This is a genomic window from Paenibacillus sp. PCH8 (assembly GCF_002968835.1).
In the GTDB taxonomy this organism is placed as follows: domain Bacteria; phylum Bacillota; class Bacilli; order Paenibacillales; family Paenibacillaceae; genus Paenibacillus.
Window position 1 is genome coordinate 519943 of record NZ_PKQK01000003.1, and the last position, 15214, is coordinate 535156.

A 15214-nucleotide genomic window follows, 5' to 3' on the forward strand; every position below is an offset into this window, starting at 1 on the left:
TTTTTTAAGGTTAGTTTAGAAATCTATTTCAATTAGATCAGTCAGCGTATCCTCATTCATGAGTTCTTCAACCAATTGAATCTTGTTGATTTCGATATGAGGGTCGTTGGCAATGGTTGTTAATATGAGCAATAAATTTTGTGACATTGCTTCAATCGTTGTTTTCTCAAATAAAACCGTACTGTATTCAAAAGCGGCTTCTAACTTGTGATGCAATTCGGTAACATACAGCGTTAAATCGAATTTGGATACTCTAGTATTTGGAGCATAAGGCTTACTAGTTACTCCATCCATCTGAATCTCTGAGGCATCTGTATTTTGCAATACAAACATGGTGTCAAACAACGGATTCCGCCGAGCATCTTTGGTTAGATGGACTTTCTCAATCAATTCCTCAAACGGGTAATCCTGATTCTCATATGCGTTCAACATATTTTCTTTCACTTCCAGCAGATACTCCGTAAATGTTTTATCCATCGCAGGATAATTTCGAATAGCCAGTGTATTCACAAACATCCCCATCACCGGCTCCAGCTCAGCATGCGTCCTTCCTGCAATCGGTGTACCCACGATGACATCTTTTTGTCCGCTGTATTTAGACAACAGAATGGTATAGGCGGCTAATAGAATCATGTATAGCGTTGTTCCTGTCAGAGCTTCCATTTTTCTTAAACCTGGCAGGATGTCTTCCTCCAAAACAATGTCCAACACATCTCCCTCATAGCTTAGGGTTTCAGGTCTTTCATAGTCTGTTGGCAAATCCAATAACGGGATATTTTCACCAAACACACTGAGCCAATACTTCTCCTGCTTTTTCATCCGTTCACTATGAAGTTGTATTTGCTGCCATTCAGCATAGTCTTTGTATTGAATTCGAAGAGGAGGCAGCTCCTCTCCCTTATAGAACTGGCTAAGTTCGGTCATCAGAATTTGCACGGATAACCCGTCTGCAATGATATGATGCAGATCTACCAGCAACACATGACGCTCCTGCTGAAGTTCAATCAGCCTCACTCTCATCAGAGGTGCTTGTCTGAGATCAAATGATCGAACAAACTCTTCAATTTGATCCTCGATCTCTTCTTCCGTTGACTTGATCGATTCAATCCCAAAATTCACTTCAGCATATACGATTTGTTTGGGTTCCCCGTATATAACTTTAAACGCGGTCCGAAGCGATTCATGACGATGAATCAATTGTTGGAATGCTTCTTCCAATCTAACCTGATCGAGCGCTCCTTCCAGCCTAAACATACCAGACACGTTGTACATGAGTTCCTTGCCGGCTTTGATGCTCATGATGTACATTCTCATTTGCGCCGAAGAAATAGGATAATATTCTTTGTCCTCCACTTGAGGAATGGACACTAATACATCCTGCTCCATTTGTTCAATACTTTGAGCCATCTGTTCCATGGTCTGCCATTCAAAGACGTTTCTTACCGAAATACGGATATTCAGCTTTTGATTGATTTTGGACACCAGCTTGGTTGCACGTAAAGAGTTGCCTCCTACATCAAAAAAACGATCTTTTACACTGATTTTTCTCACGGCAAGCACATCTTGCCAAATAGGAAGTAACTGTTTTTCCACCCCAGTTCGGGGTTCTATATATTCACTTCCCGTTTGTATGTTTTCTTCTGGACTCGGAAGTGATTTGCGATTGATTTTCCCGTTTGAGGTCAGAGGCATATGATCCAACTGCACAAAGTAGGCCGGAACCATGTAATTCGGCAATACATTTGACAAGCTTTGTTTCATCTCTCCAACGGTCAGCGTGGAATTCGCTGTAAAGTAAGCACATAACGATTTGTCCCCGTTGTCATCCTCTTGTGCAATGACGATGACTTCATTCACACACTCTATTTTTAACAGTGCTGCTTCGACTTCCCCTACTTCGATCCGATATCCACGAATTTTAACTTGGTGATCCATTCGTCCCAAGTACTCGATATTGCCATCTGGAAGCCATTTCACCAAATCTCCTGTTTTGTACATTTTTGCTCCCTGGACAAACGGATCACGAACAAATTTCTCGGCTGTTAGCTCAGGTAAATTCAAGTACCCCCTACCTACCCCATCGCCAGAAATACATAATTCTCCCGCGACGCCCACAGGCTGAGCTTTTCCATGTTTATTTAATACATACAGCCGGTTATTTCCTAATGTTCGTCCAATCGGTAGGTAAGCTTGTCTATTTGCAGTATCCAGTTGCTCTGGAGTTACCCTGTACGTCGCAACATCCACACAACATTCGGTCGGACCGTAGACGTTAATTATGGTTGGCGGCGTGATGTGGTTGAGAGAAAATAAGGAGGTTAATTCAGCCACACTTTGCTGAGAAAGAGCCTCACCGCCAATGAGCATATATTTCAACGATATTCCTTGAACGTTTTTTGCTTTGGAAAGTAATTTCAGGTGCGCAGGTGTACCGTCTGTCAAATCAATTTGGTGTTGCTGATAATAGTTCATTAAATCTTGTCCATCCAATACCGTTTCCTTGTCTACAATAAACAAGGCATGACCTGATAACAGTGCGCCAAAAATTTGCTTAACAGATGCATCGAAATAATAAGGCGCAAGTAAAGCGACATGCAAACTTTTATGTTGATCGTCTATAACTTGGCTATACAACGCTTTAACCAAATGATGAACCTGACGGTGTTCGATCATCACACCTTTTGGCATGCCTGTTGTACCCGAAGTATAGATCGCATAAGCCAACTGCCCGGAGTCCCCTACTGGTTCGAGATTTGACAGATTAGCTGCATAGACTTTTTCATCGTTCATATCAATGATTTGGCCATTGAACGATACTAACTGCTTGAGATGACTTTGCGTGACTAACAGCGTTGCCCCCGAATCATGCAGGATATAGCAGATACGCTCTCCAGGAGAATCCGGATCAATCGGTACATATGCCCCGCCTGCTTTTAGAATGCCAAAGATGCCAACGATCATGTCAATCGAACGATCTGTCATGATGCCTACCAATTGATCCTGATGCACTCCCTGAGCTCTAAGCGTATGTGCCAATTGATTCGCCCGTTCATTCAATTGACGATACGTCCATCGCTGATCTCCAAAACCAATGGCAACTTGATCGGGTGTCCGTTCCACCTGTGCTTCGAAACATTCCTGAATGGTCTGCTCCCGGGAATATTCTATGTTGGTATCATTAAAGTCATATAAAAGAACGTTCTGCTCATGTTCAGACAGCATTTGAATATCGGACAAGGCAGCATTCGGTTCAATCACCATGTCTCTGAGAATGTTGAACAGATGGGTTTTCATCCTGTCGATGGTTTCCCGTTTAAACAGCTCCGTCTTGTAATTAAAGTGCATTTCCAGGCACTCGTTATCATCCTCAACAATGAACATCAGATCATACAACGATACACCGACATTTAATTCTTTGACTTTAAAGCTGCAATCCTTTTCTTGCCTTTGGTTCAGCGCGGTATTCAAAAAGATATACATGGTATTGAAAAGTACTGTCCCGGTTGTATCGCGATGTGTGTTTAATTTCTCTACAAGGTTGTCAAAAAGATAATCTTGGTTATCCAACGCATCCAGGGATTGTTTTTTAATTTCTTCGAGATAGGATCGAAACGACTTATTCCCGGCTGGCTGTGATCGAATTGCTACCGTCTGAATAAAGACACCTATCATACTCTCGACATCCGGATGGTTTCTTCCTGATGTTGGCGTACCTACAATCATGTCTTCTTGAGCCGTATATTGATGAAGCAGCACATTGTACGCTGCCAATAACACCATAAACATCGTGGTTCCCGTTTGTTTCGCAAACTTCTCCAGCGACTGCTTCAAATGTTGATCGAGCACAAATGACAGTCTTGAACCTGCCGAAGTCAAATGAGGTGTCCGAACAAAATCAGTAGGCAGATTAAGGTTAGGAATCTCCCCTCTGAATTGATCCAGCCAATATTTTTCTTGCTGCTTATAAGACTCCCCCGCCAGAAATTCTTTCTGCCAAGCTGCAAAGTCTTTGTATTCAACCTCAATCTCCGGCATGCTTCTTCCGTCATACGCATCGATCAGTTCATTCGCAAGAATGCCAACAGAATATCCGTCCGATATAATATGATGCATCTCGATGAGAATCTCTGCATGATCATCGTTTACACGAATGAATTCGGCACGTATTAATGGCGCCTTGGAACAATCAAATGGTTTGGCAAACGCCTTAACATGTTGTTCGAATGAATCAGGGCTTTCCTGAGATCGTTTCACTTCAAAATCAATCGCTCGGGCAATACGCTGGTAAAGCTCTCCATCAACCATATGGAAACTGGTGCGAAAAGCTTCGTGACGGTGCACGATATGTTCCAATGACGAGATTAATTTAGCTTCATCGATATCTCCTGTGACCGTGATATGCCCGCACATGTTCTGAAACACACTATTCGGCTCAAATTGATCCAGAAAGTAGATTCGTTGTTGTGCAGATGACGTCTCATAGAACTCCTTTACGTCCAATGCCTTAATCGGAATGAATGTTTCCTCGTTCTCGCCTGTAATTAGACTGGCAAGCTGCTTCAGACGTTGGTTTTGGAAAAATTGAACGATTGAAATTTTGTGTTGAAACTGCTCATGTACCTTGGAGAGCATTACTGTCGCCTTGAGCGAGTTTCCTCCGAGATCAAAAAAGTGATCATTTCTCCCCACTTGATGCAGGGATAATACGTCCTCCCAGATCAAAGCCAGCTTTTTCTCCACATCATTGACTGGAGGCTCAAACATGGCTGCATGATGAACGTGAGGAAGTCGCTCCGTTACAAACCGATTGTACATTTCCTGTAATTGGTCCTGTTGCTCGGATGAGAACAACGTCAAAGAAGAAATTTCAACCTCTGGATGACTCACCATATTTTGCAGTAAACCTTTAAATCCTTCGGACCACAGTTTCATCATCTCAGGTCCAATAAGATCGGTATTGTAATCAAAATCCAAATACAATTCATGGCTAACATCCGTAATATTAAGAAATAAATCGTAAGAAATATGTTTGATGGGATACGACATGAATTCAGTCTCTATATTTTCAAATTGAAGATGGTGAATCGTTCTGTCCATATTAAATAAAATGCGGGTATCCGGTGCAGTCATATGAGCAAGCTGTTCGGATACAAGGGCCAATGGAACATGCTGATGCTTCATGACAAGAGCCAGCGTTTCCTTGAGCTGAAGGACATGGTCTACAATGGACTGCTCCGTCAACACGGCATGATGAACAGGTACAATGTTGACACAGTTGCCAATCAGCGCATTTTTTCGCATATGAGACTGCCCCGCCGTAGGCACGCCAATGACAAGTTGAGACTGCCCTGTTAGTTGATGCAAATATAAATGAAACGCTGCAAACATCGTTACAAACAAACTGCTCTTATTATTAATACTTAACGTTCGCAAGGATTCTGTTAATCGATGATCCAGCTTCATGGAATATCGTTCACCGGAATACCCCTTTTGCACATCATCGGACTGTGCCGTTGGAAGTGTAACGTTGGGATAGGATAAGGAAAATTGCTCTTTCCAGAACTGGACCCCTTGGGTAAATGACCCTTTTTCATGTTCCAGTCGTTGCCAGCTTAAAAACTGACGGAATGGCGTGGCTTCAGGTAATTGAACCGGAACCCCTCGGACAAGAGCAGAATAGGTATGTTCCAACTCTTGAATGAATACAGCAATCGACCAACCATCTACAACAATATGATGAAATGTCAGCACCATAAGGTATTGATTCGCCGTCTGTTTCAGCAAGGTGATTCTAAATAGCGGTTCCCCAGACTGTAAATCAAAGGCTTCACTCGCATCGGCAGATAACCAATTGGAAATTTCCTGTTCCTGATCCTCACCCACATATGCTGAGAAATCCAACCATGTGCTCTGAAATTCCATTACGGATCGAATTTGTTGTGTTTCACGATCGGCATGGATCACTGTTCTCAGGGCTTCATGACGTTGTGCGATCTGATTTATGGCCTTGTCCAGTGTGGAAGGTTTTATGTCGCCTGTCATTTTTAAAATAACACTCTGATTTAATGCAGCATTTGCATCTTCCCCATGTAATGAAGTTAATAACAATTGTTTCTGCTCTAAAGAGAGAGAATATTCCGAAACAGGCGAGTCACCAGGGATAAACCCCAACTCACGGAGTTCATGGATCGTCTCTTTTACAATTTTGATAATCGTATCCATGTCATCCATAGAATGCACAGTCGATATAAAACAGTTACGGCCTTCCCAAATATATAAACCTTTATGAATTAAATGGTAGAAGAATAATTCCATATCCCCAAATGATATAAATCTAAATAAAGATCCATAGTTCACCATTTGTATAGGTACATTCGATGTTTTGAAAAACGCATTTAACTCATTCACAAGATAATCTGTTTTTTCATTTAATTCCTTATATAATGTTCCTGCTTCGGATTGGAGATGCTGTAATACCTTTAACGTCACTCTCATCGTAAGAGGGTGTGTACAGAAGGTTCCACCAACAAACGTTTTCTTATCTGCATCGGAAGGATAGGAATGGTCACCAAAGTTCCAGGTTCCTCCATCTACCGCATTCATAAATTCAGCTTTACCCGCGACTATGCCAATAGGCAAACCGCCACCAACCACTTTCCCATACGTAACCAAATCTGCTTGAACGCCAAACCAATCCTGCGCTCCACCCAAACCAATTCTAAATCCAGTGATGACCTCATCGAAAATAAGTGCAATTCCAAATTGATTTGTTATTTCTCTAAGTTCCCGTAAGAATTGTGTTGGCTGCACATCAGGTCTTCGACTTTGTACCGGTTCTACAAGTACAGCAGCCAGTTCATCACCCAGGCTCTGAATGATATCCAATGATTGTGGATGGTTATAATTAAGAATAATCAAATCATCCATAGCGCTTTGTACAATACCTGGAGCCATAGGCAGTGCAGAGGCTAACGCATCCCCTGGATTCGCTACACCCAACACTCCGTCATGTGTACCGTGGTAAGATCCTGAAAATAATACAACTTTAGAACGCCCCGTTGCTGCCCTCGCTAAACGAAGCGCAACCATGACAGCTTCTGTTCCTGAATTATAAAATGTAACACGTTCAACACCCGTCAACTCGGAAATTTTTGCTGCGACATCTCCTGCCAAGTCTGACATCGGACCTAGTGGGGGCATTTGTTCTTGTATGCTTTCTACCATTACATTTTGAATAAAGGCTGGATTATGACCAAATAAATTCACACCAAATCCCATCGTCAGATCCAAATACTCATTGCCATCCGTATCCCATATCTTAGATCCCTCTGCACGAGTTGAAATAATCGGATACACCATTTCCTTCCAATACGAACGAAATCCGGCTACATTGCGATTATTCGCATGAATCAAACGAGTTTCCCCTGTTTTTAACTTGGAGCCTTTGGTTTTGGCAGTATACTTTGTTATAAATTGTTCAACATACTGGTTCTGAAGCGGTGATAATCCGCTCTCTTCATGAATCTTCAACGATTGATACGGTATAAAGGGTTTAACTTCATTGGTTTCTTTCATTTTCGGCGCTGCTCGGACTTCTTTAATTTCATGTTGTTCCATTTCCAAATGAGGCGGTTGAACAGCATTCATCTGATCGCCTAACAGCAGATTCAAACTTTTTAATTGGGATTCCATGAGCTGAATGGCTGACATCACAATTTGCTCCGAAACATTTCCTGTTGATTTTGCCGTAATCGTATTGTTCACAGATGCAAGATTTTGATCTCCAGCCTGCTTATGATCCGTTTGATTGTTGATATGTTCAGATACATTATTATGCTTTGTATTCTCTGACACATATTTAACTAAGGAATTAATATTTGTAAGGGTTTCGAAGAACATCTCCATCGGGATATGCAAACGGAACAGCTCTGATATCTCCTTCTGAATTTGCACCAGAATAATAGAATCCAATCCCATCTGGAGAAAATGTGCTTGATGATCTAGCTCTTCCAACTTCAACCCGGATGCACGACTGATGCTTGTTTTAATCTTTAATTCAATAGCGTTTGTATTCATCTCCATTTGAACCTCATTCCTCTCTGACCTATGTTCCGCTGATATCGGATGTTTGACTTCAATCCAGCATCGCTTCTGTTCAAATGGGTATAAAGGTAATGGAATTTTGGGAATGACATCATGGTTATAAAACCTCTCCCAATCAATCACTGCCCCAAGTGTAAATAACTGACCGAGTTCATTTATAGCTTCTGCCTTACCCCGTGTATATAGATGATCGGTAACAAGTGTCTTGTCTTTTTTGGCATAACCAAAATAAACATTTGGCAGCTTGCCCTCTCCGCTTGCAATTTGTTGCAATTTTTCATGTAATGCTTGTGTACTCGTGATTACGATGGCAAGTCGATAATCCAGATTAGCCCTTCCCGTACTGGCTGTATAACAGATTTGTTGAATGGAAACATCCGTGTGATCGGTTAGATATTGATGATACGTTCTGACCAGTTCATCCAGCGCCCGTTCCGTAGCAGCAGATAGAACAAATAGATTTGGCTCCTGGGACATTCTTCTATCTACTGTTTTGGAAGGAACATATTCTTCGAGAACCACATGCGCATTCGTACCACTGAAACCAAAAGAACTAACCCCACATCGTAATGGACTCTCTTCTTGACCAAAAGCCATTACATCCTGATTCACATAAAAAGGTGAAGCTTCAAATTTAAGCATAGGATTAGGCTTATCAAAGTGAACCAATGGTGGAATCTTTCTATGTTGAAACATAAGGATGGATTTAATTAATCCAGCGATACCCGCTGCCTCAAAGCCATGTCCAATGTTTGCTTTTGCAGATCCAATTGCACAAAATTGTTTCCGATCCGTATATTTCTCAAAAGCTTTACGCAAAGCATTGAACTCAACAGGATCACCTAATTTTGTCCCTGTTCCATGTGCTTCAATAAAGTTAAGCGTATCAGGAGAAATGCCAGCTTCTTTCCATGCCTGTTCGATCACATTGGTCTGTGACTCCGGGTTCGGTGCTGTGATTCCTACCGTCTTGCCATCCTGATTAATCGCACTTCCCTTAATTACACCATAGATATGATCCCCATCCTTCATCGCTTGCTGCATTGGCTTCAACATTACCGCTCCAACACCTTCGCCAAATCCCGTACCGTTGGCATCTTCGCTAAACGTTCTTGTCAATGCATCTGGAGATTCCATATCCAGTCCAATACTTATCGGTAATAATGCCGTTCGAATGCCGCCTGCGATTGCCATTTCACAATCTCCAGCAAGCAATCCTTTACATGCCATATGAACAGCAACAAGTGAGGATGAACAGGCGGTATCCATCGTTAAGGCTGGGCCTTTTAAATTCAAGAAATATGCAATTCTGCTCGCCAGTACAGATGGTAAATTTCCAATGATATAATTTTTGAGTTCTGCGGGGTAATTCGCCGTCACGAGCCGTTCGTAATCATAGCCAACTTTGGAATACCCCACGTACACGCCCACATTTCTTCCATTGATTCCTTCCCCTGCATAGCCTGCGTCTTCAATCGTATGCCATGCAGTTTGCAAAAACATTCTTTGATTCGGGTCCATAAACTGTGCGGTTTTTGGGGTTATGCCAAAGAAAGAATAATCGAATTGATCAATTTGATCTAAATAGCCACCCTTGATCCATTGAATTTCATCCATTTCACTTCGGATGGATTGTAAATAATCCGCTGCATCTTTTATCCGATTTTCAGGATAATCCTGAATGTGATGTGATCCACTCTCCAGAACATGCCAAAACTCACTCGCATTCGAAGCTCCAGGGAATTTCAAAGACAACCCGATAATAGCAATATCTTTGGATGGCGTATGATCCTCTTGAGTTTTGTTAACTTGCAGAGTTTCGCTGGAGCCTCTAGCCAGATATCCTGCCAATTCAGTTATCGAGGGATAGGTAAAGAGATCTGTAACAGCAAGCTCTTCTCCATACTTTTGTTCGATACGTTCAGCGATTTGGGCCAGCTGTAATGAAGTTGCACCCATATCAAAATAGCTATCCTCAAGTTCAATCGTCTTCCCGACCAGCACTTCAGAAAATAGTGAAATTAATTCATGCTCTATAACTCGAACCGAAACAACAGCCTTTTCTTTCGCCTTATGATTGTCATTCATGATCCAGTCTTGGATAAATGCAGACTCTGTAGAGAATTTACCTGCTTCATACTGCTTGGCTAACTGATATCGCTGGATTTTCCCACTTGTTGTTTTTGGTAATTTTTTGATGGGCAGTACCTCTTTGACACTCCATCCTCCATGCACATATAGGTGTTTTTTAATTTCTTTAACAAGCGGCAGAAAGTGTTCGATCTTTTTTTTGTAAACGACAAACACCATAATTTCTTCACTTTGACTATTCGAATCGTACACACCACAAGCGGCAACTCTTCCGAGTTCAATATCATCTAGTTGTGTTGCGACACGTTCAATGTCATGGGGGTATACATTTTTACCATTGATAAAAATAATGTCTTTTTCTCGCCCTGTTACAACAAGGGCGCCGTTCATGATAAAACCCAAATCCCCTGTATTCACCCATCCGTCGTGTGTTAACAGCTTCTTCGTTGCGAGTAAATTATTATAGTAACCTTGGGTGACATTATCTCCCTTGATTTGAATTTTTCCGATAACATAATCGGGAACACTGTTCATTTCCTCATCGCATATTCGGATATGGCAATAATCAACAGCCTGACCAACAGCAACAAACGATGCCACATGGTCGGCATCCTTCTCGACTTCAATGACGCGCTTTCCAAAGTTCAGATGATCCCGGTGAACGTAAACGGCAGTAAATTTTTCTTCTGCTTTAGGAAAGGAGACGGCAACCGAGGCCTCTGCTAATCCATAAACGGTAAACATCGCCGTATTCTTCAAGTGATATTTGGACATTACATTCAAGAACTCATGACACACTTCGGGCAATATAGGTTCGGCACCATTATAGATAACCCTGACACATGATAAATCCCAACCCTCCGCTTTGTCGTCCCGAAAAAAGTTCAAGAAATACTTATAACCAAAGTTAGGAGAGGACAGAATGGTTGCTTTGTGCTCATTTACTTTTTTCATCCATAGAATCGGTTTTCGAATAAATAATTCCGTTGGGATCAAGTACTGGTGGATACCTGCCACGAGTGGAACGAGATGAAATCCAATTAAACCCATATCATGAGTGAGTGGCATCCAGGAGAGGAAACTATCGTTCGAACTGATTGTTGTACCATTAATCGCAGCACAAGTATTATAGATCAGGTTTCGATGTGTGAGCATCACGCCTTTGGGGTCACCGGTTGATCCGGAAGAGAATTGAATAAATGCCAGGTCTTCTGCCTGAGGTTCATCATTTTTCACAGATTTATAGTTGTAGATGGAGTCTTGGATTGTATCCGTTCTAACTTCCAATTGACGATGGAAATCCAGCATGTCATGTTCCAAAGCAAATCTCTTTAGTTTATCCAGTACCTTCTCAGATGCAATCATGAAAGGGTTATTTAGCAATTCCCAAATACGGCATACTTTCAGGTTTTGTTCTTCATCTTCACCAATACTTACAGGTACAGGGATCATTCCCCCAAGTATACAAGCCCAGAATGCGACTAAAAAACGTTTGTTTTCTTGTATCTGAAAAATAATCTCTTGCTTCGGTTTAATTCCGATTTCTTGTAGATAACCCAAATATCCTAACGCTTCATTGAATAATTGACTGTATGATATAAACGTTTCGATTTTATCAGCATCAATAAAACGAATACCACGGTCAGTTATTTTACTTCGGTCGTGAATGACATCCACTAATGTTCGAAATTGGTTAGTATACATAAGCTCTCCTCCAAATGGATCATCTCTATCATGCTCTGTTTATATATCCCATCTGATTCCAAGCAAAATTCTACCATAGTAATTTATGTAATTTCAAGTATATTTGTGTAATTATAAGTAAACTTTTGTAAATAAAATAACAAACTTTTTACATATCAATGACAAACAGGCCACCCTCTGCATAAGGTAGCCTGAAATGTTAAGGAGAAAATTTGGCACTAAAAGCATCAATTAACAGGATCTCATCATCGGAATTCGCTTAGCTGAAAGGATTGAATGGCACATCTGTATATAGCTATTGATCTCTTCTTCACTAAGTTCATATCCAGGGTTGTCTAGCAGCTCTTTTACCTGCTGCAACTTTAGAAATAAGGGCTCAACTCTGTCAGCATAAGATATGGAATCAGGATTATAATTCCGTGTAATGTGTGCGGTTACCACCAGTTTAGATAACATATTTTTACGAATAGTCATCAACTTATTTTTTCTTCCATGTATATTCTTTAGTATGAGTAAATCCGAAGGCTGACTTAAAGAATAGGGCATAATGCTCTTTGTTATTTTGCTCATTAGACCTGCTAAAACATGTTTGGACCCCAACTCTATCACTTCTGTGATCCCATTTCCAATCAAATAGTGCATGGATTCTAACCATCTTACAGGCATTGTCATTTGCATATTTAAGTAATCTATGACGGAACGATCAGGCTGATAGGGTTCTGCCGTAACATTAGAAATAATAGGGATTATTGCTGGATTATATTTTATTTGCTCCAATTCTGCTTTGAATTGTTTCGCTGCAATTTGCATCATAGGCGAATGATAGGGACCACTGACATTTAAAAAAGAATGTTTAATGCCCCTGAATTCTGTCCTTGCTATCATTTTTTGTATGGATCGACGATGTCCTGAGATGACAAATTGCTGATCCGCGTTTATACAAGCAACACAGACAGGATATTCTAACGTTGATACTTCTTCGCATATGGTTTGAAGTGTTTCTAATCTAATATTCGAACAAGCCACCATGGTACCTTGCTGATCGGGGTCTGCATTCTGCATAATGATGCCTCTCTGTCTTACAAGTTTAATGGCGTCATGAAAAGAAAGAACACCTGCACATACAAGAGCCGAGTATTCACCTAAACTATGACCCGCTAAATAACGAGGCTCCACACCCATTTCTTGCATATACACCTGATAAGCTATGACACTAACGGTTAAAAGTGCAGGCTGAGCGTTTATCGTCATTGTTAAATCATCCATGCTGCCTTCAAAACATAACTTTCTTAAATCGAAAGAAATAGCATCACTCGCTTCTTCAAATATCTTCCTAGCCATATCGAAGTGATTCCAAAAGCCCTTACCCATCCCGATCATCTGAGAGCCTTGTCCCGGAAACAACAGCGCTATATTACTCATTCAGCATCCTCCATGTATTCAACTTTAAATTTCATATATTCAAACCATGTATAAACCAATAAATGACTTCTTTGCAAAATTTATATTAAACCTGTATGGTCAGTTATGCAATTATAAAATCGAAAAGAGTATCGGTTAGCAAGAATGGAAAAAAATCGTGACTCTTTTTGCATTACTTGTTGGCATCTGCGTCGGGCATTTACTGTTGTTATTTACTGGATATTGGATGGAGTCTAAACATGCAAAATAGACATCTCCCATGCGGAGATGCCTGTTTTATTAATATTCAATTATACAAGATCAATCTGTACTCATTATCCGATATGCTTTAATACAGAGTACCTCACCCTTCAATCAGCCCATATTTCACAAAACTGTAGTACAAACCATCTTCCTCCACTGAACCAGTTATGTCATCGGCAATGGCTTTCAGGCCTGGCTTGGCATTGCCCATGGCAATTCCTACAGCACAAAACTCCAGCATTTCGGCATCATTCATGCCATCCCCGATAGCAAACGTGTCTTCACGCGACATACCCAGATGTTCCAGCAGGTCGGCAATCGCAATGGCTTTGTGAATACCCGGAATCATCAGCTCACCACTTCCCTCACCAAAGATCGGCACAGTGCACTGAATCACTTCGAACCTGCCTTCAAACTCCTGCTTAATCCGTTCAAACGAAACAACAGCGCTCTCCAGAAAACATACCTTGTTCACGTCATCCTTATACAGATCAGCTTCTCCATACGTCAATCCGGCAATAAATGGATGCGGCTTCAATTCTTTCTTCTCCCGGGCTACCGGATCATTATGCACATCGCCATAGATTCGACGTTCCAGATGAGCTTGAAGATTGCTGCTTGCATACAATGCCGAATTGGATTCGAGGTAGAAGTCAATCTGGTGTTCATTGAAGAAATCGACCATATGGCGTACATCATCTGCGGTTACCCTTTTGTGATAAAGTACATCCTTACCGAATTCCACATAACCGCCACCGGCACCAATCAGACCATCGAACCCTACATCCCAGATGGAATCGTAGATCTCAGCCTTGGAGCGTCCGGTACATAGATATAGCAGATGACCATTCTCCCGGGCCTGTATACATGCCTTCTGAGCAGACAATGGAATATTTCCATCATCATCTACCAGTGTTCCATCAATATCAATAAAAATAATCTTTCTATTCGTTGTATTCATCTGTGTTTGCTCCCATCGTGTAGCTTGCTTATGTTATATCATACCATTGGTAATTCAGGCGCATCACCTTGTACTCCCCAAGGTCATCCACCGTTCGCGTATCAAAGTAGTACTACCGCTTTACATGCTTTAATTATTCCAAAGTCATTTTCTTGCCAACTTGTCCATATGAACCGTCTGCCACTCATCATTCTGCTCCGCAACAACCTCATATCCCTGACGTTTCCAGAAATCTACGGCGCCGGACAAAAAACGATGTGTATGTAAATATAACGTTGTATACTGCATGTCCCCAACCAGACTTTCCAGCTCCTTAACCAACATCGACCCGATGCCGTATCTGCGATAGGCAGGATCTACATAACATTTAACTATTTCGGCAGCCGATTGGTCAGGATATCGACCTTGTACCACAGCGATACGTCCATCGTATGGCACAATCCCGATTGAACCAACGATGCCCGCATCACCCATGACTGCGACAAGAAAGATCGCTTCGGGTGAATCCAGATAATATTCCCTGAACTGCTGGAAGTCCACGGGCAATGTGGTATGGTCCAACATGGGAAATACTTCTCTGCGTACACGCATGGCAAAATCGATTGCATCATGAATCTGGTGTTCCTCGACAGGTATAACTGTTGGTGCATCATGAAGATGTCTCAAAGCATTCACATTCCTCACCTCTGA

At 41.5% G+C, this 15214-nt stretch carries 4 protein-coding genes; all 4 read right to left on the reverse strand.

The annotated features are described in order from the left end of the window. Positions 1-15: 15 nt before the first annotated feature. Positions 16-11898 (reverse strand): non-ribosomal peptide synthetase, encoded by an 11883-nt coding sequence (locus C0Q44_RS19635; RefSeq protein WP_105408932.1) that lies wholly within the window; start codon positions 11896-11898, stop codon positions 16-18. Between the two features lie 231 nt (positions 11899-12129). Next, positions 12130-13320: an ACP S-malonyltransferase gene (gene fabD / locus C0Q44_RS19640; protein ID WP_105408933.1), complete on the reverse strand. Its 1191-nt coding sequence runs from the start codon at positions 13318-13320 to the stop codon at positions 12130-12132. Positions 13321-13663: 343 nt separating this feature from the next. Continuing rightward, positions 13664-14524, reverse strand: a complete 861-nt coding sequence (locus C0Q44_RS19645) for a Cof-type HAD-IIB family hydrolase (protein WP_105408934.1) — start codon at positions 14522-14524, stop codon at positions 13664-13666. Between the two features lie 144 nt (positions 14525-14668). Beyond that, complete coding sequence (locus C0Q44_RS19650) at positions 14669-15190, reverse strand: GNAT family N-acetyltransferase (RefSeq protein WP_258166453.1); 522 nt, start codon at positions 15188-15190, stop codon at positions 14669-14671. Between the last annotated feature and the right edge of the window lie 24 nt (positions 15191-15214).